At 49.8% G+C, this 25,660-nt stretch carries 30 protein-coding genes; 12 read left to right on the top strand and 18 right to left on the bottom strand.

Translation table 11 applies throughout. From position 1 onward, the window contains the following. Positions 1-44 precede the first annotated feature (44 nt). Genes ASG02_RS04840 through ASG02_RS04830 form a run of 3 tightly spaced genes read left to right on the top strand, consistent with a single transcriptional unit; the run spans position 45 to position 1,690 of the window. Positions 45-596 carry a histidine phosphatase family protein gene (locus ASG02_RS04840; RefSeq protein ID WP_035407960.1) on the top strand — a complete coding sequence of 184 codons (552 nt, stop codon included), beginning with the start codon at positions 45-47 and terminating at the stop codon, positions 594-596. Then, entirely contained in the window at positions 590-1,453 is an 864-nt protein-coding gene (locus tag ASG02_RS04835) for a ComEC/Rec2 family competence protein (protein ID WP_235514004.1), read from the top strand. Before ASG02_RS04840 ends, ASG02_RS04835 begins: the two co-directional genes overlap by 7 nt. Before the next feature lie 21 nt (positions 1,454-1,474). Beyond that, complete coding sequence (locus ASG02_RS04830) at positions 1,475-1,690, top strand: DUF3006 domain-containing protein (protein ID WP_056061446.1); 216 nt, start codon at positions 1,475-1,477, stop codon at positions 1,688-1,690. A gap of 33 nt (positions 1,691-1,723) precedes the next feature. Here ASG02_RS04830 and ASG02_RS04825 read toward each other — a convergent pair whose 3' ends face one another. After that, positions 1,724-1,951 (bottom strand): hypothetical protein, encoded by a 228-nt coding sequence (locus tag ASG02_RS04825; protein ID WP_056061443.1) that lies wholly within the window; start codon positions 1,949-1,951, stop codon positions 1,724-1,726. 224 nt (positions 1,952-2,175) lie between these two features. Here ASG02_RS04825 and ASG02_RS04820 point away from each other — a divergent pair, with 224 nt between their 5' ends. The 3 genes from ASG02_RS04820 to ASG02_RS04810 are packed head-to-tail and all read left to right on the top strand — an operon-like array spanning position 2,176 to position 5,104. Continuing rightward, on the top strand, positions 2,176-3,084 hold the full coding sequence (locus tag ASG02_RS04820; RefSeq protein WP_056061438.1) for a MoxR family ATPase: 909 nt from the start codon (positions 2,176-2,178) through the stop codon (positions 3,082-3,084). A gap of 2 nt (positions 3,085-3,086) precedes the next feature. Next, positions 3,087-4,133, top strand: coding sequence for a DUF58 domain-containing protein (locus ASG02_RS04815; RefSeq protein ID WP_056061433.1), 1,047 nt, complete (start codon positions 3,087-3,089; stop codon positions 4,131-4,133). Further along, the gene (locus ASG02_RS04810) at positions 4,130-5,104 is read left to right on the top strand and encodes a hypothetical protein (protein WP_056061430.1); all 975 of its coding nucleotides are present in this window, start codon (positions 4,130-4,132) and stop codon (positions 5,102-5,104) included. Before ASG02_RS04815 ends, ASG02_RS04810 begins: the two co-directional genes overlap by 4 nt. A gap of 235 nt (positions 5,105-5,339) precedes the next feature. Here the strand turns inward: ASG02_RS04810 and ASG02_RS04805 are convergent, their stop codons facing one another. The 3 genes from ASG02_RS04805 to ASG02_RS04795 all read right to left on the bottom strand — a co-directional run bounded on the left by ASG02_RS04805 (position 5,340) and on the right by ASG02_RS04795 (position 7,670). Continuing rightward, a complete protein-coding gene (locus ASG02_RS04805; protein WP_056061428.1) occupies positions 5,340-5,858 on the bottom strand; it encodes a hypothetical protein in 519 nt (172 codons plus the stop codon). 326 nt (positions 5,859-6,184) lie between these two features. After that, on the bottom strand, positions 6,185-6,511 hold the full coding sequence (locus ASG02_RS04800) for a hypothetical protein (protein WP_035407975.1): 327 nt from the start codon (positions 6,509-6,511) through the stop codon (positions 6,185-6,187). Positions 6,512-6,665: 154 nt separating this feature from the next. Then, positions 6,666-7,670 carry a YafY family protein gene (locus ASG02_RS04795; RefSeq protein WP_035407977.1) on the bottom strand — a complete coding sequence of 335 codons (1,005 nt, stop codon included), beginning with the start codon at positions 7,668-7,670 and terminating at the stop codon, positions 6,666-6,668. A gap of 113 nt (positions 7,671-7,783) precedes the next feature. Here ASG02_RS04795 and ASG02_RS04790 point away from each other — a divergent pair, with 113 nt between their 5' ends. Further along, positions 7,784-8,635, top strand: a complete 852-nt coding sequence (locus ASG02_RS04790; protein ID WP_056061425.1) for an alpha/beta fold hydrolase — start codon at positions 7,784-7,786, stop codon at positions 8,633-8,635. On the opposite strand, the gene ASG02_RS04785 is transcribed toward ASG02_RS04790, so the two are convergent. Then, a complete protein-coding gene (locus ASG02_RS04785) occupies positions 8,623-9,291 on the bottom strand; it encodes a hypothetical protein (protein WP_056061422.1) in 669 nt (222 codons plus the stop codon). The two genes, ASG02_RS04790 and ASG02_RS04785, sit on opposite strands and share 13 nt — an antisense overlap. A gap of 145 nt (positions 9,292-9,436) precedes the next feature. Here ASG02_RS04785 and ASG02_RS04780 point away from each other — a divergent pair, with 145 nt between their 5' ends. Then, positions 9,437-9,973, top strand: a complete 537-nt coding sequence (locus tag ASG02_RS04780; protein WP_035407983.1) for a flavodoxin family protein — start codon at positions 9,437-9,439, stop codon at positions 9,971-9,973. A gap of 79 nt (positions 9,974-10,052) precedes the next feature. Next, complete coding sequence (locus tag ASG02_RS04775) at positions 10,053-10,370, top strand: hypothetical protein (RefSeq protein WP_056061419.1); 318 nt, start codon at positions 10,053-10,055, stop codon at positions 10,368-10,370. 40 nt (positions 10,371-10,410) lie between these two features. Here the strand turns inward: ASG02_RS04775 and ASG02_RS04770 are convergent, their stop codons facing one another. The 11 genes from ASG02_RS04770 to ASG02_RS04720 form a co-directional block, all read right to left on the bottom strand. Beyond that, positions 10,411-10,713 (bottom strand): putative quinol monooxygenase, encoded by a 303-nt coding sequence (locus ASG02_RS04770; protein WP_056061413.1) that lies wholly within the window; start codon positions 10,711-10,713, stop codon positions 10,411-10,413. Next, positions 10,710-11,075: a YciI family protein gene (locus tag ASG02_RS04765; RefSeq protein ID WP_056061409.1), complete on the bottom strand. Its 366-nt coding sequence runs from the start codon at positions 11,073-11,075 to the stop codon at positions 10,710-10,712. The genes ASG02_RS04770 and ASG02_RS04765 overlap by 4 nt, the downstream gene beginning before the upstream one ends. Before the next feature lie 93 nt (positions 11,076-11,168). Continuing rightward, on the bottom strand, positions 11,169-11,630 hold the full coding sequence (locus tag ASG02_RS04760) for a general stress protein (RefSeq protein WP_023468312.1): 462 nt from the start codon (positions 11,628-11,630) through the stop codon (positions 11,169-11,171). An 86-nt stretch (positions 11,631-11,716) separates the two neighbouring features. Continuing rightward, positions 11,717-13,390 carry an FTR1 family protein gene (locus ASG02_RS04755; protein ID WP_056061406.1) on the bottom strand — a complete coding sequence of 558 codons (1,674 nt, stop codon included), beginning with the start codon at positions 13,388-13,390 and terminating at the stop codon, positions 11,717-11,719. Then, the gene (gene efeB, locus ASG02_RS04750) at positions 13,374-14,606 is read right to left on the bottom strand and encodes an iron uptake transporter deferrochelatase/peroxidase subunit (RefSeq protein ID WP_369792028.1); all 1,233 of its coding nucleotides are present in this window, start codon (positions 14,604-14,606) and stop codon (positions 13,374-13,376) included. Before efeB ends, ASG02_RS04755 begins: the two co-directional genes overlap by 17 nt. A gap of 2 nt (positions 14,607-14,608) precedes the next feature. Continuing rightward, entirely contained in the window at positions 14,609-15,427 is an 819-nt protein-coding gene (gene efeO, locus ASG02_RS04745; RefSeq protein ID WP_035407998.1) for an iron uptake system protein EfeO, read from the bottom strand. Between the two features lie 134 nt (positions 15,428-15,561). Then, positions 15,562-17,265, bottom strand: a complete 1,704-nt coding sequence (locus tag ASG02_RS04740) for a DUF2339 domain-containing protein (protein WP_056061402.1) — start codon at positions 17,263-17,265, stop codon at positions 15,562-15,564. Between the two features lie 139 nt (positions 17,266-17,404). Next, positions 17,405-18,481, bottom strand: coding sequence for a C39 family peptidase (locus ASG02_RS04735; protein ID WP_056061399.1), 1,077 nt, complete (start codon positions 18,479-18,481; stop codon positions 17,405-17,407). A gap of 183 nt (positions 18,482-18,664) precedes the next feature. Next, positions 18,665-19,714, bottom strand: a complete 1,050-nt coding sequence (locus ASG02_RS04730) for an oxidoreductase (RefSeq protein WP_056061392.1) — start codon at positions 19,712-19,714, stop codon at positions 18,665-18,667. A 73-nt stretch (positions 19,715-19,787) separates the two neighbouring features. After that, on the bottom strand, positions 19,788-20,273 hold the full coding sequence (locus ASG02_RS04725) for a GNAT family N-acetyltransferase (protein ID WP_056061389.1): 486 nt from the start codon (positions 20,271-20,273) through the stop codon (positions 19,788-19,790). A gap of 222 nt (positions 20,274-20,495) precedes the next feature. Beyond that, positions 20,496-21,368, bottom strand: coding sequence for an SDR family NAD(P)-dependent oxidoreductase (locus ASG02_RS04720; protein ID WP_035408008.1), 873 nt, complete (start codon positions 21,366-21,368; stop codon positions 20,496-20,498). A gap of 160 nt (positions 21,369-21,528) precedes the next feature. On the opposite strand from ASG02_RS04720, the gene ASG02_RS04715 reads away from it, so the two are divergent. Then, entirely contained in the window at positions 21,529-22,992 is a 1,464-nt protein-coding gene (locus ASG02_RS04715) for a potassium/proton antiporter (protein ID WP_056061386.1), read from the top strand. Positions 22,993-23,074: 82 nt separating this feature from the next. Then, complete coding sequence (locus ASG02_RS04710) at positions 23,075-23,485, top strand: hypothetical protein (protein WP_056061383.1); 411 nt, start codon at positions 23,075-23,077, stop codon at positions 23,483-23,485. Positions 23,486-23,532: 47 nt separating this feature from the next. On the opposite strand, the gene ASG02_RS04705 is transcribed toward ASG02_RS04710, so the two are convergent. After that, complete coding sequence (locus ASG02_RS04705) at positions 23,533-24,717, bottom strand: hypothetical protein (protein ID WP_056061380.1); 1,185 nt, start codon at positions 24,715-24,717, stop codon at positions 23,533-23,535. Between the two features lie 21 nt (positions 24,718-24,738). Then, entirely contained in the window at positions 24,739-25,335 is a 597-nt protein-coding gene (locus ASG02_RS04700) for a hypothetical protein (RefSeq protein WP_056061377.1), read from the bottom strand. 148 nt (positions 25,336-25,483) lie between these two features. Here ASG02_RS04700 and ASG02_RS15570 point away from each other — a divergent pair, with 148 nt between their 5' ends. Next, on the top strand, positions 25,484-25,630 hold the full coding sequence (locus ASG02_RS15570) for a hypothetical protein (RefSeq protein ID WP_156358981.1): 147 nt from the start codon (positions 25,484-25,486) through the stop codon (positions 25,628-25,630). Positions 25,631-25,660 lie beyond the last annotated feature (30 nt).

Raw genomic sequence — 25,660 nt, 5'->3', positions numbered from 1 at the left:
GATGAATGAAAGTGAGGGAGACGGTTTAATCCGTCGTACGACATATGAAACAAATTGGATTAGTCAGGCATCACCGGGTGACGGAAGGATATCCGACGAAAGGCTGGATTAGCGCTAGCGATATTGAAAAATGGATTGAACGGTATGATACGTCAGAGATCGATATTCAACCGGTCGAGCTCGGTCAGATTGACTGGACAGTCTGTTATGCCAGTAGCATGCCGCGTGCCGTCCAGACGGCGCAAAGCGTTTATGATCAAGAAATCATCGTGACGGATCTGCTGCGTGAAGTGCCGTTTCCGACGATTCGGTCGAATCTCCGATTACCGTTCCTCGGCTGGGCGGTTCTCGGTCGATTCGCAGCCCCGTTCAGTAAACGAATTCAAGCCGAAATCAAGGATGCGAATGAACGGATTGAAGTGCTCTTAAATCAATTAATGTTCGAAGACGACGAACGGGTTCTACTCGTCGGTCACGGCGGCATGATGATTCTGATGCGCGCTGCCTTAAAACGACGCGGTTACAGCGGACCACGGTTCGGTCATCCGCGCAATGGCATGCTGTATCTGTTCGAGAAAGAGGAACCGACATGTTGAAATGGGGATCAACGATTCTATTAGCACTCTGTTTAATCGTCATCTTCTATACGACACGGGACGAAGCACCCCCTGCCCCGACGGCAGGACAGATGGAGATCTATGGTTTTGACGTCGGTCAAGGAGATAGTACGTTCATCCGAACGAAGGAAGATGCGATCTTGATTGATGGTGGGAATAACGGCAAAGGCGAAGATGTCGTCCGCTACCTACAAAAATTGGGTATCAAACGCTTAACAGCGGTCATTGCGACACATCCGGACGCCGATCATATCGGTGGACTCGATACCGTCCTCGATGCCTTTCCAGTCGACAGCGTCTATGCCCCGCGAGTCACGCATACGACGGAGACGTATCGCGATTTCCTCCTTGCCGTCAAACGCGAAGGAGTGACGATCAAGTCAGTTAAGGCAGGTCTTAAAATACCGAGTGAAGCCGCACGCTTTACGTTCCTTGCTCCTCTAACAGACGGGACACAGGATCTTAACAGCTGGAGTGCCGTCCTCCGGGTCGAACATGGACAAGACCGCTTCCTCTTCATGGGCGACGCGCCGATCCGAACTGAACAACAATTACTCGAGTCAAACACCGATGTACGTGCTGATGTCTTAAAGCTTGGACATCACGGGGCAGACACATCGTCCTCCCTGCCCTTCCTACAGGCTGTATCACCAAAACGTGCCTTGATCTCAGCCGGAAAGGACAATGCCTATCGTCATCCACGTCCTTCCGTCTTACAAGAACTGAAGGCAGAACGGATTACGATTGACCGAACCGATCAAAGTGGAACGATTCAGTATATCTCGACTGGTGACGGTATCAAGGAATCGAACCGGCCTGATTTACGACCGGAATAACTAGACGCGGAGGTGTATCAGATGCGATTGACCGTAGCTGATTTTGAAGATGATCTAGCAATTTGTGAGACCGACGACCGTGAGACGATCACGTTACCGAAAAGTCGTTTACCGCGCCAAGCGACGATTGGCGACCGACTCGATTGGAGCGGACGCTCGATTCGAATCTTACGCAATGAGACGAACAAGCGTAAAAAAGAGATCACCGAGCTGATGGATGATCTCTTTAAAGAATGATGGGATTCCCTCGGTGCGCTGAGGGAGTCTTTTTTAATCAAGTAGACTGATGATAAGTCCAGTGAGGATGCTTGCTGTGAATAAGAAACCAAGCGTATACGTAAGCAAACGTAATCCGATTGGGAGTCGACGGATCGCGGCAAAGGCACGACGATTCGGGGGACCTCCGGAAACGACGCGTTGGTAATCATCGAGCGGACTATGGACGACGTCATGTTGAACGACTGGAGTTGTATCGGATTCCGTAGTGTATTGTTTCATGAGTCCATTCCTCCTTATCTTAGCAACCCTAAATACATTATTCGATAAATGACTTCCTAATCCTGTTTCAATGTTTTTGATATTTCACGAAACTTTTGGATGAAAATGGTAGTATAAAAGGTAGACGTATTTCTAGACCAATCGTTTTAGGAAAATCACTAGCGGTTTTTTCTGAATTTTCGTACACTTTAGAAATACAAAGCATCTTAAAGGGGGAATCGTTTATGTTTCAAACGTTACGGACATCACTTAAGCAATCCATCCTTGGTCAGGACGATGTGATTGATCATTTATTGATCGGTTTACTTGCCGAGGGGCATATTTTACTCGAAGACCGTCCCGGGACTGGTAAGACAACACTAGCAAAAGCGCTCGCGCAGACACTCGATGCAAAATTCTCACGTGTTCAATGTACAGCAGATACGTTACCGACGGATTTACTCGGAATGGAGCTGTTTAACCCACTCACTGGGTCGTTCGAACAAAGGTTTGGTCCGCTGTTTGCGAACATTGTCCTCGTTGATGAGATCAACCGAACGACTCCACGGACCCAGTCCGCTCTCCTTGAAGCCATGGCAGAGGCACAAGTGACAATTGGTGATATGTCGTATACGCTACCCCAACACTTTCTTGTCATCGCGACACAAAACCCGTTCGACGGACACGGCACATTCCCGCTCCCCCATGCGCAACTCGACCGCTTCTTGTTCAAGTTGTCGTTCGCTCCCCTGACGCGTCAAGCGGAAAAAGCATTGTTACGTGGAGCGCATCTGACCGCAGCCGATCTACACATTCCACTTGAACAACTCAACGACTGGAAAGAGGAAGTGGTTGCTGTCACGATTGAGGACAGCGTCGAAAATTACTTACTTGATGTCTGTGATGCACTCCGCGCCCATCGTGACGTTGAGATTGGACCAAGTCCACGAGCGACACTCGCCCTTTTAAAGGCAGCAAAAGCGCGTGCTTGGATGCAAGAGCGGACGTACGTCACACCAGAAGACGTCAAACACTTAGCAACGCCGCTTCTCGCTCACCGACTCGTCCTAACACTTGAAGCGACGCTGAAGTTGTCGAACGAACGTCTCGTCCAGCAGGTTCTCGATTCACTCACCGTCCCGACTGAGGTGTAATCATGCAATTGATCACACCAAAAGCCTTTAACCTCATCATTCTCACCATGACGGGCGCAAGTGGGATCATCGTCGGACTCTATGGTCCTGTTTGGATGGCGGCTTTATTATTTGCCTATACGATATACGGCTGGGTGATGCCCTATTATCTTGAATACGTCGCGAAGCGGATCCACGTCCGCCTCCTTGAGACAGTCCGTGCTTTCCGGGAAGAAGCGATCCAGATTCCGTTCGAGCTGACGAATCCGACGAAGTTACCGCTTGGACGGATTACGATTTCCGGTCTACTCGGGGATCAAATCAAGCTTCCTGACGCGAGTAGTCAGTTTTGGCGTCAACACATGTATGTCGGTAAACAGACGATCGTCCCGTTTTCAATCGATGTCATTGCCGCACAGCGAGGAACGATTCGGATTCAATCGTTTGACATCATGATCTCGGATCCGTTTCATCTGATGACGATCTATATCACGCTCGACATCCAGGAACTTGGGCATGTCTTCCCGGACTTCGCGCCAGCGTCCGTCGAGTGGAACGAGCGAATGATCCCGGGTGAGACGATTGATCGTTCGAGTCCGTTTTCGGATCGTTCGAGTTTTCATTCAGTCGTTCCCTATTCCGGAGACGCGAAATCGATTTATTGGTCTGCCTATGCAAAGACAAACGAACTGTACTCGTATCAATATGATCGGAAACGTAATCATGATTATGCCGTGATCGTCGATGGTCTGTCAGCAGACGGGCTCGCCCTCCGCTCTGACTTCGAGAAACTCTTATCGCGTGCCGCAACAATCATCCGCGAACTCGAAAAACAAGGCGCTTCCTACAGTCTTTGGATCTCGATGGTCAATCGAACGGGTCAGTGGTATCATGTCCCGTCCGGTACGGGGAAACATCAGTTCCTGCGGACGATGGAATGTCTTGCCCGGATCTCGGAATATGACTTACCACTCGAGCGCCGCTATTTCACGAAACGCTTACAACGGAGCGTTCCGTCAACGACGGCAGAGATCCATCTCGGTCATCGGCAGAAAGGGGTGAGCGCATGATTCTCTGGTGGATTTTCCTAGCGAGTCTGTTACCCGTTCCGTTCTATCTAGCACTCGTTTTCCCGGCACTTGCCTTCGTGCCGCACCGCTCGCTTCGGATTGGACTACAGCTACTCGCAGCGGGATTACTGTTCATTCTATCTCCGGTTGCTTGTATTTTAGCTCTTATCTTCGTCGCCTGGACCGCATTTCTTGATACGGTCGAGTCAGCTTGGCGTTACGCCGCAAGTGGACTGATCGTCGGTGGCGTGATGATTCTATTCCCAGGTGTGACTCCACCGCTGGGTGCCTTTTTGCTCCTCTTCCTTGTCGTCGCGTATCCATTCGTCGTCACCTATATGACAGAATGGCGACGTATCTTCTCAACAGTTGGTCTGATGCTGACGTTAGGGCTCCTTTTAGCCGGTCTTTTTCGATTGACGAAGGAAGCACTCGTAGGGTCTGTGACGAATTCGATCCGACCGCTGTTTGAAGCATTTGGCTCCCTCTTCCTTTGGACGGAGCCACTCGGACGAAAAGCGGACAACATGACGAACCGCGCGATGGGACTTGAAAACATCAAAAGCGTGGAAGACGTCAAACAAGCAACGGTCCAAGCGGGAACGTCACATTGGATTTGGATCGTGACGGCAATCGTGACTGTACTGTTCGTTGCAATCACGCTGTACGTCATCCGGAAGCGAAAAGTCATTCCGATTGAAATGGAACAGACTGTCAAACGTTCCAAACAGGTACGAACGCATGCTCCAAAACGTTATAGTCATCACCCGTTGCTGAAGATTGCTTCGCAACTTGAACAAGCCTTCCCAAGACGTCATGAGGAGACGACGCTTGAGTGGTTGATGCGGATTGAGTTCCCGGATGCGTCATCCAATGCGCGTTTAATCGACGGGATTGAATTCAGTACAAGCGAACCCGCCTATGATATCCAAACGTTCCGGCGTCAAGTACGCGAACAAATCGAACGTTAACAAAAAGCCTTTGCTCGTGGAGCAAGGGCTTTTTGTCGCATTAAGTGCGCATCAATTGATTGCGTAGTGTCGTCGCAAGTCACCAGTCGCAGAGATGGTTTGATCCACCATCGCGCCACCACAACATGTCAATATCCGGGAAATCGTCTTAGCGCCAACAAAACATTTCGATGGACGAAAAACAGACCGAAGCGAAAAGAAATGAGTACACTTTCGGTCTAGTTTCCTTCAAGCGTTAATTTGCCAGGTGGCTCTGTTCAATCGTTTGAAAAATCGATTGATAGATCCTCAGTTGCTCCGAACGATTCGGTCGTTCGATCCCCTCTCCGAACAACCAGGTCGTCTCTTGCGTATCGTCATAGAGCATACCAGCTGCAAACGTCGGATTCGGCACCGAGATGCTTCCCTCATAGGAGAGACTCGGATCAAGAAACGGTTCGATGGATTTTTGAGAGCCGATGAAGAAAAATGGAATATGTGCTTTCCGGTAGACGGCGGCATAGTCACGTCCTGCTACCTTATGTAAGTACTCCGGCATGATCATGACGGCGTCATATTGACGTAAATCTCCTTTGATTTCCTGCAAATCAATTGAATGGAAGTCCGGAGATTGTGTAAGAACCGGAGCCGTTCCGACGACAGCGATGGTGAGATCGATGGTACTAGCTTTTGGCGTCAACGTCGATTTTTTCAACATACATACGGTAAGCAGTAGACTGAGTGCAAGTAAAGTCATGACGGTTCTTTGGCTCATCTGTCCCTCCATGATTTCCTGATATTAGGTCTTTCACCTAGTTTCTTTATACCATAAAAATGTGTGGCGTTATGTTTTCGAACAATAGGGAAATCGCGCGAATAAAGTGTCAACGGAATCCGATAAAAAAAGACTCCCTAGTTGGAGTCTTCTTACTTTTCAGCATCGATTTTTGAAGCCTTACGCGCAATGACGACAATAAAGACGATGGCACCGACAGGAATCACGAGCGGCATCCAGTCGAGGATATACTGTGCGTTCATCGTATCCCCCCTTACCTAGCAAGCTATAAGCGTAGCATATGCCAATTGCTGGGGAGTTGCAAGTCACAGTCGGGGTAGAAGCGCGTAGGCAACTGAATAATAGATCAAAACACTTGTTGAAAGCATATACCCGATGAATAAAAGGGGGGTAAATTTAGGTTTCATGCGCCGTTCAATCAAACGTAGCGATCCGATGGTGACAACAAGAGCGATAACCGGACTGAATCCGAACGCGACGATGTCGAGTGATGTCATGACATCTTCTGGTAACACGAGATGAAAGACAAAAAGTGAGAATAAGTACCAAGATGTATAGGATAAACAAACGAAGAACAGGAAAACACCTAGTTTCCGCATCCCGTTTGATCGGCTTTTTTCCATCTGTTGCATGTCGTTCCTCCTACATAAGTATCAGATACCTATAATAGTAACTGGAACTATTCGCTTAAAATATTCAAATATGAATATCCGACAAAAAACGACATTTTTTTATTCAATAATTAAAAAAGCAAGATCCATGGTCAAATGAACCTTGCTTTACCTCTTAAAGAGCAGGTGTTTCGACTTGGTACATCGTCGCAAGACCCGCTACTTTATTCTTGAATGTCTCTCGGCGTTCGACAGGTGCGATGATTTCTGCTTGGTTGCCGAACTGGATCAGCCACATCATGAAGCCGTCAGAAAAGAGCGCATCGACCTTAACCTCGAACCAGAGGTCATCGAGACGACGACAACGGATATCGGTTCCGAACCGGTCAACGACGGTCGGCATCAGACTCTCCTGGAATTTAAGCGTCAATTGCTCGTTCTCTCCTCCATACATGTTGAACATATTACTTAAGTAACTTGGCTCGACATAGACCGGTTCTTCCATCGGTTCGAATGCTTTACAATCAACGATTCGGTCGACCCGATACGTTCGAACCTCTTTGATCCGTTCGTCTCTTCCGATCAAATAGTAATTACCGTTATCCATCAATAGATGTGCTGGTGAAACGAGATAATGCTCGCCATCCTTGCGTAACTCGAACTTTCGCGTCCGTTCGTTGAATTTCCCTTGGTACTGGAAGCTGATGACGAAACCTTCGCTGATTGCTTTCTGAATCGTATCGATTGAGCGGGACGTCATCCCTTTTGGTTTTTTGACAGTATGTAGGACCGGCTGAAGTGACTCCGCCATCTTATCACTCGTCAGGGATTGAAGCGTCTTGACGAGAGATGTTGTCTCACTTTCCGAGATGAACTTCGCACTAGCGATGGCATCGACGAGCAATCGGAGCTGATGATGTTCAAAAGGACGACTGACGAGATGATACGGAATGGCAAGTCCATTCTTCGTCTCTTCCGCCACGACGTCGAAGCCTGATTTAGCAAGTGCTGCAATATCATCCTTTAACGATTTTCGGGATAGCTTCTCGATTAAGCCTCGTTTCGAGAGTTCCATGCTTAATTCCTCAAGCGTCAACGTATGATCTTCATCCGACTGACGTTCGAAGATTTCTCGTACAGCAAGTAAGCGGTCACGGTTTGTTAATTTTTCGTTTGACACTACGCATCCTCATTTCCTAAGTCACAATGGTTTGGTTATACTTTACAGTATACATGAAAAAGAAAATTAGATTAACAATAAAATGGTAAATATTAAGAGATAGGAGAATTTGGATGCATTGTATCGCAGAATGGAACGGTCAGCGCTTTGATTACCGGGATAGCGGAAGCGGTCCCATCATTCTTTTAATTCATGGGACGCAGTCGGATTATCGGGAAATCTACCATGTCGAGAAATTGATTGCTGCAGGGTATCGTGTCATCGTACCATCGCGTCCGGGGTATGGGCGAACACCACTTCAACTCGCAGATAATCCAGAGGCGCTCGCGACATTTTACGCCGGGTGGCTCGCATCCCGTCAAATCGAACACTATACCGTTTACGGCATCTCAGCCGGAGGACCGACGGCGATCGCCCTTGCCGGAATAGATACAGGTGTTCATGCCCTCGTCTTAGCGTGTGCGATGACGCATCGGATATCCCTTCCCTACCACCGACTTTTGATCCAACCGGTCTTACAACGTCCTTTACAGTTCATCCAGTGGGGGCTTTGGACATACGTGAAGGATAAGATTCGCAAGTTTCCTGAAGAGGCAGCGGTTCGGATGGTTGAGATGACGAGTCTTTTACCACGCGAAACGATCCGTACTCACATCAGTGAGACGGATGCTTCGTTGTTATATGAGGTCGGTCTTCAAAATGGTCCAGGACGGGGTGTGTTGTTCGATATCACGCAAGACTTAGGACAAGAGCGACTCGAAGCCGTCACGTGTCCGGTTTTGATCGTCCATTCAAAGTCAGACCGTGCTGTTCCGTTCGAACACGCCGAACACGCTCGACGAAGCATTCCGCATGCACAGTTCATCGAATCGAAGAGCCCCGGTCATCTCATTTGGATTGGTCCATCCGCGCGTCGGGATGAACGCATGATTGAACGCTTCATCGCTTTCAATCAGATGACTTGAAGCCGAAGCCGCATCTTCAACTTCTCGTCGTCCTCCTCGATCGCAACCAGTCCCCGGTTCTTCAGTTCACCGATCGCACGACGTGTTCGATCTTGATTGAGGCGGGCACAGCGGGCAATCTCGGCGATCCCCATTCGGCACGATAATTGATTGGCCTTGATTTTTGATGAAGGCTTCGCAACGGAACGTTGTAAAAGTCGCCAAAAGACGTGTCGGGCATCTTCCGACAAGGCGTAGGCGTTCTTCTCGATCACCGGTGGCATATAGCGGACATCTTCTCGAATTCGGCGAATCAGATAGAGACTGAGCCATTCTTCGAGTTCCGCTAGAATCCGTGAGAACTCGAACCACCAGAGCTGCTCGAGTGCCTCCTCTTCTTTCGACGCCAGTTGCCAATTAGCAGGAATCTCATCAAACTCTTCCTCGAGCCAATCTTCGTAATCGAGAGCCGTCTCATATAAGACTTGTGACGGAATCTGTTCGAGCGACGTCCGATGTTTATAGATATCAAAGCTCATCCGCCGAAAATGTTCGACGGATGCAGCCACTTGGCTCAAATGAATCAATTGTTTCGTAATCAGCCGCGCCAGTCCATCCATTTCGAGGTGGATGGCATATAAGTGTTTTTCTAGCGCAATGAGCGTACTTCTCTCCATTCGACAGTTCCTCCCCTATTTGTTTTTCGTCTTCTTGTCTTTTTCCGCAAAACCCTTATTCAAAACCAATTGTGAGCATATCGGTGTATTGACAGTGAAGTTTGGAATAGAATAAAACAATCGAATTCAAAAGGAGATGCACGATATGTATACGATTTATGGTAGCTCACGTAAAGGAAACAGTGAATGGCTCGGTGAACAAGCGTTGAAAGGCATCCCTCATGTGGCTGTCGATTTGGCGAACGTCTCGATTCAGCCGATTGAAGACCGCCGTCATCATGGTGGCTTTTTGCCGATCGGTGATGATTATCGCCGAATCGTCGAAGCGATGCTTGAACACGATGACATCCTGTTCATCACGCCGATTTACTGGTACTCGATGTCGACGAAGATGAAATTATTCATCGACCGATTCAGCGAGTCACTTCGCGACGAAGAGCTCGACTTCAAAAGCCGAATGGCAGGGAAACGATTCCACTTGATTGCCGTCGGTGGAGACGATCCGCGCGTCAAAGGACAGGCACTCGTCACGCAGTTTAAGCATATCGCGTCGTTCCTCGGTGCGACGCTTGAGACAACGATTCTTGCCGAAGGGAATGCACCGGGTGAGGTCGAGCACGATCAAGAAGCAATTGTGGCAATCGAGGCGTTTCGCGAAAAAATGTCAGGTGCACGTGTTTAAGCACGGATCTTGAAGGGAATTATCTGAAGCAGAGCGCACGACTGTCTAGCGTACGACTCAATTCAGGAGGTGGTCAGCCATGTTCGCATCTAAAAAACGATCGAATCGCAAGTGGAAACAACTGACTTCACGCCAGCATATCCTTCATCTTGAACATTTGTATCAATCACGCGAAGAGACGAGTGTTCGTGATCGCCTCTCCTTGCAACACATCATGGAACGTGCAGTCCGGACCGGACAGACGGTCCACGTCCGATTGAAACAACTGGATACGGTATCCGGTTCAATCCAAGCGATTTTTCATGACCGTGGAACGATTGAACTCGTCACATCGACAGGTATGCGCCGAATGGTGCGAGCGTCGGACGTCATCGATATCAAGTGGAAGGCAACCTAACAGCATTCAACCCCTTCTCGATGAGAGAAGGGGTTTTGATTTATATGAGTCCTTTGCCACCGAGCGGTTGATCTTCCAGTACACGTTCAACATGTTCAAGTAACGGACGCGCTTGCGTAATCAAGTGCTGCGTCACCGGTAAAGTTAAGGATGCTTGATAAGTAGCCGCATCCGTCCAAATTTCGCGAACATGCAAAACATCTGGCTCGTCAGAACGACTGATGATGTAGTGCAGGCAGCCCGGATGCGTCGCAAGAGAAGCCGCAGCTTCAAGCAACAGGGCAATGACGTTGTCGCGTTGTCCGTTTTGAGTCGTAAATGTCGTCCATAATCCATACATCATGAGGTACCTGATAACGGTCGAACTTCCGCTCGCCAACCGTAAGATTCCCCTTCTGCGACTTGAGTCGTCGGATGAAGGAAAGCTAGTTCCATCGCATGATCTAAATCACGTGCTTCAAAGACAATCAAACTGCCAATCTGCTCTCCATGCGTTCGATCCGGCTCTACTTTCTTCTGTACGACCCCATCCTGCCAGTAAAATGCTTGTGTCGTAAGACCCGGGTGCCAGTCTGATAGGACATCGACTTGTTTATTGAAGGTGTTCATCAACGCATCACAACGCGACATCAAAGCATCGATCTCTTCCTTCGATATAGCATCCATCCGCTCAGCATCGTAATAACCGACATATAAGAATTGCATTGTCTCTCCTCCTCTCAATTTTCCCATTCCCTTCCATGAGAAGGCTAAACAAAAGCCTCCTGTCTCTACGCTGAGAAACAGGAGGCTTATGTATCATTCATCTTTTAACTTGACGTTTTGATCGGCTGGTAACGTCGTCGTCGTTTCCTCGTCTTCAAGTTTTGGTACGCCAGCACCATAATCGGTTGCTTCATCCGTCACGTAAGACGCCGCGAACGCTGGATTCAGTAAATCAGACTTCGAACCGACGATGACGATCCGCCCGTGTCGGACTTCATCTTCTAGATCCTCAGCAACATCCTTCGTCATGCCAAGCTCGGACAATTGAGCAATCCGATCATTACGGTTACTCCGGACGGCTGATAATAACGTCTCGAAGAACGACTTCTTCGTCACGCGGTATGGTAACGTCTGTGTGTCATTCGCGATGCGTTCCGCGAGTTCTTCGTCTTTTGCAAAGATGTAGATCTGTTTATTCGAATAGCCACTTGATTTGAGGCTCGTCACTTCTGCGTCGACAGCGGTCATGTTTCGCACGATGCGTGTTTCAAGCATAAAAATCCCTCTCTTTCATGCAGCAAGCTGCTGATAAGAAGTTATACCCGAAACATAATAGTTGAAACCTGAAATTGAAAAATGGATCAAGCAGCAGTCTGGATTGCTGCTGTGCGCCGCTTTTGCCAGATCGTAAACAAGGCAATCAGAATCATCAGGACGACTTGCGGGATAAGCGTCTCGAGCGTTGGGTAGAAACCAATCCAGCCGGCGGTTCCGAGTCCATTGATCGGACGAATCGGTAGGACGTTCGTCAGTTGCAACGCGTGCAGACTCGTACCGAGAATCTTGAACGCCATCACATAAATCAACCAGGACGCGACTTGGAACAGACGATGGATCGGTAAACGAACACCAATCTGGATGACCGCATACGAGACGAGACCGATGATGACGATCGCGAGTCCGATTCCGGATAACAAGGCAGTTTTCGTCATCGCTGGTGCCATTCCGATGTAGAACAACAACGTCTCGGCGCCTTCCCGGAAGATCGTTAAGAAGCTGACGAAGAATAAGGACGTCGTCGAAAGCGTCGATAAAAAGTGTTTTCGTTTGGCGACGGCGCTTTTCGAGTGCAACCAGTAGCCGACGAACAGCATGACGACGACCGCGACGATTCCCGTATAGCCCTCGATTTGTTCGCGACCTGTTGCTGCGAATGAGGCTTGAAAGACTGTCTGCAGGATGAGGGCTAACAGACCACTTGCGATCAGACCAAGCCCGGCACCTGCCCAGACCTTACCTTCTTGTTTGGTTCGGCTTTTCCGTGCGAAGGCAACAAGTGCACTGACGATTAATAATGCTTCCAAACCTTCCCGGAGCATCACGAGCATCGCGTCGATGAACGTATAATGCGTCTTTGTTTGTAATTGTGCAATAGCATTCTCGAACGACTGGAGTTCTTGTGCCGTCTTTTGCCGAGTTTCCGGCGTCAGCCGAGCAAGTAGCAGTGGTACGTCTGATTCAAGCTGGGAATAGAGACCTTCATTTCGTGTCCGGACCTCACCTTCGGCTCGCGGCCAGGTCTTCAGAAACGATTCGAGTGCCAGCTTCGCTTGCGGCAAATCACTTGCTGCAAGCGCGGTCTGCGCCTCTTCAAGCGGTGTCAGCAGTGACTGCAGTCCTGTTTTCTTCGCTTGGACTTGTTCTCCGTCGAGGAAGGACTGGACTGCATTGTCGAATTGATCAAGTGCCGCCTTCCACTCCTTCGTATCCGCAGGCTTTCGCGCCGCGGCGATCCGAATCGAGGCAAGCGCCATCTCGATGTTGCCATAGTGACCGATACTGTCATTACGGACAAGACTTTCGTGCGTTGCCCATGCGGTCAACAATCGTTGTTCCGCTGCCGGACGATCGCTCGCTTTGACTTGACGCATCTCGTTCGTAAGCGAAAGTAATTGCTTCACCTTTGCTTTCGCAACCGGATCTGTCTTCGGTTTCGTTGCTTCTTCCTGCTTCCGAACGGCAGCAGAGAGTGCCGTCAGTTGCTCGCGGACCTCGGGAAACGTTGCCGACCGTTTTGCATCGACCTGTTTGACGGTTTTCGTGATTGCTGCTTGTTGATCAGGTAAATCTTGAGCAGCTTGCCCTAATTCTTCGATGGCTTGATTCAGTGCCGTGCGATCTTCACTTGCGACGGCAGACAGCGCTTGTCCGATTGCGACATAGAGATCATCCGTCGAAGCAGCATGGGCAGGCACCGCGTGTTGACCAGCTACAAGGAGTACAAGTAAAAGGACAAGATTACGCAAATAACGCATCACCGATGTAGCCTCCTTTCGAGATCCCACCGAAGCAGGCGAAAATGGCACTTCCACGGTGCGTGATGTATTCATTCAGTCGATCCTGCGCGGCAAGACGGCGCTGAATCGCGATGAATTGTTTTGGCGAACGCTGATACGATAAAAAGAGTAGTCCAGCATCGAGGGCACCTGTCTTCTCATCAATGCCGTCTTGATAAGAGTAGGAACGGCGTAGGATCGCTGTCTTCCCGTCTCCATGCGCGACAGCGGTATGCGAGTCAACCGGTAAGGCAGCTTCGCCACGAGCTTGTCGTTTCGCTGGGGTGACGGAAGCGAACTCGTCTGTTGAGCCGAGCGGTGCCCCGGAAGCACGTTCGCGTCCGAAAGTCCGTTCCTGTTCCTTCAGGATCGTCCGGTCCCAAACCTCGAGATGCATCTGAATGCGGCGGACGACGAGGAACGAGCCGTTCGTTAACCACGGCGTCCCGTCCTGCCACTGACAAAAGAGCGATTCTTTCCGGACTTGTTGCTTCGAGACGTCGGGATTTCCCGTGCCGTCCTTGAAGCCGAATAGATTGCGCGGCGTCCCGCCAGAGGCATCTGCTGCTTTACTGCGCTGGAAGCCAGCTTGCGACCATCGCATCGCGACCGTTCCGCGCCCAACACGGACGAGGTTACGAATTGCATGGAAGACGACTTGCGCATCATCACCGCAAACTTGAACGACAAGATCACCTCCGCCCCATTTTTCATCTAAACGATCGAGATCGAACGTCGGCAACGGTTTAAGCGCCTCCGGTCGTTTATGCTGAATACCAAAGCGACCGTCAAATAGACTTGGACCGCACCCGAACGTAAACGTCAAATGACCGGCAGATAATCCGTCCGCTTCCCCCGTATCTTCCGGTGGGACGTAACGGGAGTCGGAATCGCCATATGGTAACCCAGCCGCAAGTCGGGCACATAACCGTGTCCAGCGTTTTAATAAATCAACGAGTTCATCGCGTCGCTCCGTCTTGATATCAAACGCTACGACTTGGACGTGGTTTTGTGGTGGTGTCAAAATGCCTGCTTGATACGTCCCGTAGAACGGCTCTTGATCACTTGCTTCAACAGTTAATGTCCGCGGAAGAAACTTCTCAAGACCACTGGCATACAGGGCGGCCCCGAGACTCGTCAAGCCTGCGACCTTCAGGACATCCCGTCGCGTGACGCCTTCTTGTATTGGTTTCATGCTTATCCCTCCAGTACGATGCCCATCTTCGAGAGCGGTTCCGCGAGTTCATTGATTGCGACACTCATCTGTTTGACGTCTTGTTTCGAGAGACTCGTGTAGAGGACATACCCGTCACCCTTTTTCTTCGCGTCAAGTAATGCATGGACATCCTTGAAGCGAGCAGCGATCTCTTTTGATAACGTCGCATCTTGTTTCTTCAGCGCCGGGTTCAACAAGTCATAGATTTTTTCAGCCCCCTCGACGTTTGCTGCGAAGTCATATAAGTCCGTATGCGAATAACGGTCTTCTTCGCCTGTCACTTTTGACGTCGAGACTTCGTTTAATAGATCCGTCGCCCCCGTGACGAGTAATTCCGGTGTCACCTCGACCGTCTCGACCTTCGCCCGCAGTAAATGAACGTCTTTCATCAATTGCTTCGCGTACGCTTCATAGCCTTTTGTCGTTCCCTTTTCAAACAACCCTTGTTCGATCCGGTGGTAGCCACCCCACTCCGACGCTTTGACATCGCCTGCTCGCGCATCGATTTTCGGATCGAGATCACCGAACACTTCCGCGATCGGTTCCGCGCGTTCGTAATACATCCGCGTCGGTGCGTACAATGCTTTCGCTTCTTCCAGTTTGCCCGCTTGAACGGCATCGGTGAATTTTTCTGTCTCACGAACGAACGTATCGATTTCATTGATTGCATACGTCCGGTAATCGGTGACGACCTGATCGAAATTCTCCTTTTTCGGTGCTGGTTTCTCCGCTTGTTTGGCTTCACTACAACCCGCTAAGACGACCGCGAGTGCGCCTGTCATCAACAATGCTTGTTTCATCTATCGTTCCCCCTGTAAATGGTTAAGTCAGTTCCTTCATCAGTATAGACGACAATGATAATCGTTATCAATAAAAATTTTTGCGTAATAAAAAAAGCTTGAATTAGTCATTTTTGACCAATCCAAGCGCTTTGTCAGGTATTTTTTTTTCGTTTTTTGAAATAGGTCCGTGAAATTATGAACGTGACAATCCCAAAGCCAATGAAGACGAACGCTTTTTGGAACAAGGTGAGGAATGACAAGTCAAACAATAAAAGCTTGACGGCACTGATCGTCAGGAGCAACAACCCGGATAACCGCCATGTCGACGACGTCCGCATCCGACCAATCGCGACGAGCACGAGGGCAAGGACGATATAAGCCGCGGATAACGTCGTACTACGCGCTGTCTCTTCAAGACCGCGATAGAACGGTAACTCCATGATGATCAACGTATAGGTCGTAAAAACACCGATCGCCGCTAGGACAAGTACGAGTTGCCACGACCCTTTCCAGCCCGGATCACGATGTGTCTGAACGAGGAGTAAGACGAACGCCGTCGAAGCTAGGACCATCGCTAGAACGGTCAAGGCGTAGGATAAACCTAGGTTTTGATAGGTTTCATAGTCAACGACAGCCGAGAAGATGAAGACGACATACAGTCCGACGTTAAATAACCGTTGGTGTGGCATTCGCGCTCGTGGAACGAACCAGAATGCAGCGATTAATCCAGCAATCAAAAAGTAGCGCAGTTGATACGTCCAGCTGAGGGCATCTGCCGGAATCAAGAGGACGGCGACGAGTAAGGCGACGTGACCGACACCGTTTTGAGCGGAATCCTTCAATCGTTCAGCGAGCAGGTAGGCAGTGCCAGCGAACAGAATCGCGATCAGCGTACCGAACGACCAGTCAAGGATCAGTAACGTCAGTAAGACGACACCCCCAGCGAGCCAACTTGGGACGTTCTTCTCAAACTGAATCCGTTTTCCGACGAAGGAAGTCGCACCGTAGCCGAAGAATGTCGCAAGTAAGAGAGACCATTCATCAAGTCGTGGTACCTGTTCATCAAGCCAGTAGAGCTCTAACGAGAGTAGACCGAACGCGAGTGCGATCGTAAAGATCACCCAAGCGAAGACAAACGCTTTTTTGGCCTTCAGTCGGTCAACCGCAAAGAAGATCGCTGCGAACAAGACGACTTCGTACAATAAGAAGAGCGGTAAGTTCGGGTCGTCCGATAATTGTAGATACGGTAATAAGAAGCCGGTGATGGATACGAGGACGAGCAAGGCTTGCGATCGCATCCAGAGCATCAAACCGTACGCGATGAAGACGACGACGAGCTCAAGTAAGAAGGCTAAAGATGGTGGATAGAATTGATATAAGGCCATCCCGGCGAACAGTGCCGCCAAGGCGACGATCGTACCGGTCGCGACGAGTCCGACCCCGAGCTCACGTCGTTTCTTCTCATACTGGTATTCTCCAAGGGCGATGACGAGTAAACCGATCAATACCCCACTTCCGATGCGGACAGGCGGACTGATCAGACCGGCAACCGAGGCGTAGGAAAAGAGGAACAAAGCCCCAAGTGCGGCGAATATGGCTCCAATCCGGGGTAACCAAACGGTCGCGATGACCTGTTCCCAGTCTTCGCGGGAGCGTTTTTCCTTAAATGTTGGTGGAGGAACAACCGGTTTTCGTTTCGTATAAGCAGGGCGCGGAGCTGGGCGGGCGACCGTACTCACTTCTGGTTCGCTCGGTTCAGGTGCGACAGACGAAGTGTGCTGTCCTTCAAGGGCAGCCACGCGTTGGCGTAACGCTTCGACCTCCTGCTCGAGACGCGTGATCCGTGGATCTTCCATCTCTTCACTTCCTTTCATGGATACATTGTCATTCTTTTACACACCTAGCAGGTGAACTCCTTCATTTTACAGTAGTTTTCGTATCAATATGCCTGAAAATGACAAAAATCCGGTCGCGTCGGGGCGACCGGATGAGGAATTAACGAACAGATAACGCATATTGTCCCGTTTGATTGAAAACGGATGTGAACTGCGAGCGACTGACACTATACTTGCCACGATATGGATCTGAAACGTAGAACGAACCGCTCGAGACACCCGTCACAAGCATGACATGATAATTACGGTACCCTGTGAATGTTTTACCGTCTGGTTTAATCCAAGAGAAATAACCGTATGGATTTTTGAAATCGACCGTTGCCCAGACGATGACTGGGTTACCGCTACGAATCTCACTCTCAATTTTCGAGACGCCTTGTTTTGAGATATCAACGGACCCGCTGCGGTATTTTTTAGCGAGAGGTAGAATTCCTTTCGGATAGATGCCCCAGTTCTTGTAGTAATCGAGCGTTCCGGCTGGATTCCCCGTGAACATTTTTTGTGGATCTGCCCAGTAATACTTCCCGTTCTTATACGTCGCGTTCTTCATGCTTTTCGGCATTTGATTATAGAGTGACGCAGCAGAAACGGCTTTTTTCTTGTATTCGAGTGCCATCTTCAACGAGACGAACTCACAGCCAGATGGATACCCGAGTGAATATTGGTTGTAGTACGGAACGTTTAACTGCTTCGTCGTCGTCGATGGTTTTGACTTCGAAACGTATTGCGTCGAGATATAGCGGTAGCTTCCCTTGTAGAGAATCCGTGTCCAGCTCCCTGACGTGCCGTATGTCGCAACGGCAACCCCTTTATTCAGCTGTCCTACGACTTTATACTTCGTTCCAGCACCCGTCCGGACGTTGAGTGTGCCGACCGTCGTATACTTCGTTCCTGTCGACGTATATTTCGACGAAGACGATTTGACGTAGTTCTTGTGTATGTAGCCTGTGCGGGATTTGTAGCTGATTTTATACCAGCTGCCGGACGTTCCCTTTGATGTGTAGACGTTCCCTTTGTAGACGTTACCGAGAATCTTACTCGATGTCGACGGTTTCTCGCGGACGCGTAAGACATCCGTCGTCACGGTCAACTTCGTCGCGGCCTCAGCGATCAACGAAGGGCTGAGTACGCCAACGATGACAACCGCTACGAGCAATGCGGATAAGAATCGTTTCATGATAGACCCCCTATGTTTTGATTTGGTGAGACATTCCCTTATTCCCAACTTTTTGAAAAAATAATCAACATTTCTTTAGAAAAATCTGAAAAATAAGGAATGCACCTGTTCTTTATATCAAAAAAACCCGACCATGCCTATGGGCACAGTCGAGTTGTCATCAACCTGCAATCAAATTAAAATTTAATTTTGGATCGTCAAGATATAAGGTGACGGTTGCGCAAAAGCTTGTTCGAGCAGGTGGGCAACAAACAAGGTATCTTCTTCTTTCACCGGAAGCGGTGCATCTTCGACGATACTGCGGTAAAAGGCACGGTACAGCTTGCCGTAATCACCGACGGGACTCGGTATCCGGACGTCTTGTAAGTGACCGTGTTCATCATGATAAATCAAACGACCGTAATCGTCTTCCGAATCCTCACCGAACCCCTCTTCTCCCGGGAAGTAGTTCGCTTTCAGGTCGAGCTCTTGCCGATCGACGTGTTGTTTGATGAACGTGCCGTTCGTGCCGTGTAACATCCACCGGGGTGCCGGGGCAAGTGCGACATGACTCGTCCGGACGCTGACCTTGAGCTCCGGATAATAGAGATCAATCGCAAACGCATCATCGGGATTGTGCGGCAGTCGAACACTACGCACATCAAAGGCGACCTTGTCCGGTTTTCCGAACAAAGCTATGATTTGATCGAGCGTATGGACGCCGAGTCCGTAAAGCGCACCGTTCTCATGGCGCGCATCAGCTGACGCTGCTTCGGGACGAAACAAATCAAACTGCGAGACGACTTCGACAAGTCGTCCGAGTTTTCCGGAACGGATGATTTGGGCGACGACTTGGAAGTCGCTGTCGTAACGGCGGTTTTGATAAGCGAGAATTTTGACGCCTTGCGCATGTGCTTCCGCAAATAAACGCTTCGTCTCCTCTTCAGTCACGGTAAACGGCTTTTCGACGAGAACATGCTTTTGATGTTGCAAGGCGAGCAACGCGTATTCGAAATGGGTAGCCGGTGGTGTATTGATGACGACGACATCAAGTGCCGGGTCAGCGAGCATCTCAGACACATCCGTCGTAAAACGGGCATCCGGCAGTCGATCCTGATAGGATGCGAACAGCTCCGGTTTTTCCTTCCGATTGTAAATCCAGGTGACGTGATAGTTGTCCTCGATCATCACGTACGGTAAATGGTAACGGGTCGTACTTTTGCCAAAGCCGATGAAGCCGATATTCAATCGCATCCGATCACTCCTTGAACCGTTCTTTTTCTCTTACCATACCAAACGAAACGACCGTTGTCTTGATTGAACCGCTTCAAGCCGTCGCTTCGATGCGTTCATACTCATAAATCGAGAAGCCGTCCCGTGTTCCTTGATGGACGAATCCGAAAGACGTGTAATACGCGTTGAGAAACTCGTTTGAAGCGACACAGTCGAGTCGTAGGATTTCTCCTTCGTCCTCTGTCACTGCAATCGCATGTTCCAGCAGTTTCCGACCGACTCCACGTCCTTTTGCGCGGTCGCTGACGACGATTCGATGGATATACAGACCTTCTACATCATCCCACAAGGATTGATCCCATTCGAGCGAAGGAAGCAGGGCAACGGAACCAAGCAGCTCGTTCTGATCCTCAAAGACATACAGGCGACCGGCTTCTAAATCTCGCACGACGAGTTGCTCGATGTCTTGCTCAAGATAAGCTGACCACTGGCTACTGCCACCAGCTTTAAGGGAGAGCGCTTTTTGCTCAAGTAGGGTTGCGATGTTTCGAACGTCTTTCGATGTAGCTTGTCGTATCATGTTATTCCTCCTGTTACAAAAAAATTCTTCTCTATCCTAACGAATGCGAAGCGAGAAGAAAACCTTTTTGCTTCAAGATTTCATGTTTGCCCATTATTTTGTGATTTTTTTCATATTCCACAATTTTATTTCGATGTAACGTAATCTTTAGGAGTGATCTGACCCCCAGTCGTCACAACGGTAAACGACCGGCTTCCCACGAGCCGGTCGTTTTTTTGGCGTTCAGGATAATTCGACCCAGCGGCGCGACAAATTCCGTGCTTGTGCCCGGTACTCGTCATCTTCGACGATCGGATTGCTGAGTCGAGGAGCGGAATCCGCATAATAGCCGCCGTTGTCAAGTGGGTCGTCGGTTGTTGCGAGATAGAGCGCCGTCTTCGCACCGTATTCCGGTGTATAAAGTTTTCCGGTCCAGTATCCGACTTGCGCGACTGGTTTGAGTAACGTCTTCATCACTTTGCCGTACTTGCCGCGATAGAACAGATCCGTATTGACGATCCCTGGGTGGACGCTGACGAACGTGATCCGGTCACCGTGCTTTTCAGCTAGCTCACGCATATGAATCATTTGCAGGAGCTTCGATTCGCGGTAAGAACGCATCGGGCTGTAATGTTCTTTTTTGACGTGCGCGATCGCCTCAAGTTCGACGTCGGTCCGGATCAAGCCGCCTTCACCGGCGAGAGAGGAAATCGAGATGACGCGCGGATCTTGTCCTTTTTCGAGTAAAGGTAACAATCGCTCGATCAAGTAGAAGTGACTCAAGTAATTGACTTGGAATTGCGATTCAAAACCGTCCTTCGTGACATGATACGGCGGTACCATGACTCCAGCATTTAGGATCAAACGGTCGATTCGACCCACCATGTCGAACAGGCGATCCGCAAAACGACGGACGGAGTCAAGTTGATCCAGTTGCACAATCTCGATTTCCAGTTGTGTATGCGATACACCGTTTTCCCGCAACAGTTGAACGAGTGCCGTCGCTTTTTTCTGAGACCGGACGGTCGCGATGACACGATCTCCCCGCTCCAGTAATTCTTGAATCGTGACCATTCCCATACCAGAATTGGCACCCGTGACGATACAGATGTTCATCCCTCTTCCTCCTTGATGTTCCATTTTGAACGCACTAGTCCTGCTTCTAGTTTTCCTTTTTCTATTCGTTTATACACCTTATTTCGGTGTTATTTTTCGAAATTTTCGAAAAATAACGTATACTAAGAAGAGAGCATGTCATCAAGAAAGAGGTGGTGGGATGGAAGAAGGTACGATTTTGTTCGTCGCAGGCACACTATTACTGATTGCAATCATCACGACGAAGTTCGCTGTCCGGTTAAATGTACCGACGTTGATCCTATTCGTCGTTGTCGGTATCGTCGCCGGGTCCGACGTTTCAGGAATCATCAACTTCGGTGATTTCGAACAAGCTCGTCTCTATGGGACAATGGCGCTCGTCTTGATTCTATTTGACGGTGGCTTGCATACAAAATGGACGCATTTCCGAAAGATTCTCCCTGCTGCCCTGTCGCTCGCGACCATCGGAGTCCTCGCAACGACAGGAATCATCGCTTTCGTCGCACATTATCTGCTTGATTTTTCTTGGCCGGTCGCGTTATTGATCGGCGCACTCGTCGGCTCAACCGATGCGGCGGCTGTCTTTTCTCTGTTAAGTGGACGACCGGTCGATGCTAAGGTCAAACATACGCTTGAAGCGGAGTCTGGAACGAATGACCCGATGGCTGTCTTTCTAACGATCTTATTCACATCGTTTGCATTGGCACCGGAATCGTTCTCGATTGGTGCGGGTATTCTTTCCTTCATCTACGAGATGGGACTTGGGACACTAGTTGGTCTTGCGATCGGGTATCTCGTCACGCAACTGCTGAACCGGATCGAGTTGCCATCGTCCGCCCTTTATCCGACGCTTCTGTTCAGTGGGGCGCTCTTCTCGTATGGTCTCGCGACGATTTTGCACGCCAGTGGGTTTCTCGCCGTCTATCTGACCGGAATCTGGATCAACAATCATGATATGATCTACCGCGAGACGCTCAAACGATTTAGTGGTAGCTTGTCGCATCTAGCAGAGATCGGCATGTTCATCATGCTGGGACTGCTCGTCTTTCCAAAACAATTACTCGATCCTCGGACCTTGTTCGTCTCGGCCGTCATCGTCCTGACGTTAATCCTGCTCGCTCGTCCACTTGCCGTCGTCTTGTCGTTGCTTCCGTTTCGGTACACGGTCAAAGAACAGAGTGTCATCACGGCAGCCGGATTACGGGGCGCCGTTCCAATCATTCTCGCGACCTATCCGCTTTCGAGTGGTCTTTCTGAAGCGCCGCTTCTTTTCAATATCGTCTTCTTCACCGTCATGACGTCTGCTCTTTTGCAAGGAACGGCCTTGCCGTGGATCGTCCGGCGAATGGGGCTAGAGACACAGCGCGACACGACGGTCGAACCGTTCCTGAAATTCATGACCGTCACCCATCCGCAAGCGGAGATCATCGAGGTCAGGGTCTCGACAAACAGTGTGATTGCCGGAAGAACGTTACAGGATATCGAGATGCCCCAGGATGTGCTCGTCGTTGCGATCATTCGTGAAGATGAAATCCTGACGCCGCGTGGTCAGACACGTGTCCTCGTAGACGATCAACTGTTGATTTTAACACCTAAACAAGCGGATCAGGACGTGCGACGGTTGATCGCGTCACTCGGAATATAGATCATTTAACACATCCTCCAGTAGGGTGTGTTTTTTGATGTAGATTGATATACTCAAAAAGGAAAATAAAGGAGGAACCTTGATGTTAAACCGATTACTTGCCGTCATCTTGACTACCACGCTCGTTTGCACCGTCCTAGCATACATATCCTATACACCGCTCCGAGATCGGACATCGGATACGATGTATGAATCATTCGGTTCAACATTTTTGTTTTACGTCTTAGCGACCTTGCCGATCATCTTGCTGTCCGGCTTCTTACTCGACTTCCTTATCGGCATGATCATCAACCGGTCATCGACGACATTAGCGTATGTGCCGACAGTCCTCGGTTACGGAGTGTACGGTATCGTGATCGCGAGTCTCCTGATTCTCTTGACGACGAAGGACGCATTTGACCTGCCGCTTTCTTTTACGATCGCTGCTCTGACAGCAATGATCTATTACAGTCTGTCCGTCGTCTTTAATCGATTGTCACAGCACGCGCACTAAAAAAACGAACAGACACGTCTGCTTGCTCGCGGACGTGCCTGTTCGTTTTATTCTACTTCCGTTCGTTCAATCGTGATGACACCCGGTGGACGATGCGGGAAGGTCAACGTCAGACCGGCAAAGCGACAAATATCATCTTCGTTCGGTGCCCGGTGCACCCACTCGATCGTCTCTTGCCTTGCTAGCGCGTGGCGGATCCGGTTATCGGCTTGTGTACGCGAGATGCCGCGGCAATCAACGTTCGTGATATACGTTGCTTCGTCCGACTCGATCTGTTGCCAAATCCCGAGGATCAGTTGACCAATCGGACCGACGGATTGACCATCCGGTTCTTCACTGCTGACGGCAGCATCGAGCATTTCGATGACAGCGTCACAAGTCTCACCGGAAGCAAGCAATCGCGTCGATCCTTGTTGTAGAATCCGGTAACGCGTCACGCCGTTCTCGAGCCACAAGCGCTGTGCGAATGGATTGACCGGAACACCGTGGAAAAATGTCTGCGTCCCGCGCCAAGCAAAACCAAATGATGGGTCGTACGCCTGAATCGTCGCCATGGCACGATCATGGAACTTAGCGATCGTCTGTCGTTCCGTTTCCAGTAAGTTTCGGATCGCCTCTTCATCCTCTAACGGTACCGACTTTGGTGTCACAGTAAATAATTCCGATTCCGGTAAGCGGTGTGGGGACAAAATCGTTCCGTCGAAACGATAATCGTTCGCCGGACGTCCAGTACGCCCGACGGATAAGCGCCACGTCCGTTCTTCCGGCATGAAGGCATAACTTTGATGGGCGAAAGGTGGTGCGACGAACAGTCCCGGAAACGGATCGAATGTGTCGACTCGCAGGACGTCACCGTCATACCAGCACTCTTCGATCAGACGGACGAGCCGTCCGACGGGTGCATTACGGTCCGTCAGGTAACGACCGGTATTCGCATGAAATCCGAGTAAGAACTCGCGCTCTTCTTCTTGGAACGTCACCATCAAGAGTTGGAACAACGAGGCAATCTGCTGCTCGACGAGTTGCGGATCCTCCCCCGTCTCTGCCTCAAACGCGACCATCTTCCAGCCGGACCGTTCATAGAGATGAATCGTCACCGGGAAGAACAGGAAGGCACCATGTGTCGCTTCGAGTTTGACCATGTCTTGCATCGCTAGGCGTTCCGTCAGTAAGGAAAAGCCCATTCGTTCGAAATGATCTTGCAACCGTCGTTTCCAATGTGTGAACTCCACGCAACCATCCCCTCTCGCGAATTATGCGCCGCGTTTTCGTAACGGATTCTTTGACCAGTAGATGTAGAGACCAACGAGTCCCGCGATGCCGATGAGATAAGACGGCATTCCGCTGACTTGAATCAAGACGTCCGGTGCCGGGAAGACCGTCACGAGCAGTGCCTTATAGGTTGAGAATAAAATGAAACTGATGACGAATTGAATCCAGACCCGCGACTTGACTTGTTTGATCTTAGGTGCCGTGATGACTTGTGACATCGCATCGATCAAGAAAAGAGCGATGATTGAGAAGAATAAGTAATCGATCAGGGCGAATTGGAACAATCCGTCGATCCCTTCGATGAAGATGAACATCAGAATTGAGGAGACATAGTTTCGTGTCCAGCGTTTTTGCGTCTCCATCCGATGTCGTTGTGGTAACTCAGCGATCATCTGATCGAGGCGTGCTTCGACGGATAGACCGTGAATCTCTTCGAATGGACGCTGCTTCCGCTGGGCTTCGTAGATATCTGCCCGCAGACGGTCTTCAATTTCCGTCCGGTCCGGTTCTGCAACGTTCAGATTCAATCGTGGTAAAACGGTTTCTAATAAACGTGTGTTGGCTTTCGTTAATTTCAATCGATTTCCCCCTTTTTCATGTTTAAGTATACTGGGTTTTTGGGAAAAATACGTAGTGGAAGTAAAAGATTGCTTGACGAAACGATGAAGAATGTTCAGAATTATTAAAATATAGTGTCGGAATCAGACAGAAAGGACGTGTCGAACCATGCGTCAAACATTGACGAGCGCCGCCTTGATCACCTTACTGACAAGTGCGGGCATCGCCTTCCCGTTGGCTGAAGCGAAGCCACCCGTTGACCAAGAACCGGTCGAACTTGATCAGCAGCAGGAACAACCAACTGAAATAGAATGACAACACCCCGCGCTCCAAGAGGAACGCGGG

Origin of the sequence: Exiguobacterium sp. Leaf196 (genome assembly GCF_001423965.1) — a bacterium.
GTDB lineage: Bacteria > Bacillota > Bacilli > Exiguobacteriales > Exiguobacteriaceae > Exiguobacterium_A.
Note: the sequence above shows the minus strand (reverse complement) of the source record. Positions and strands in the feature narration are given on the sequence as shown.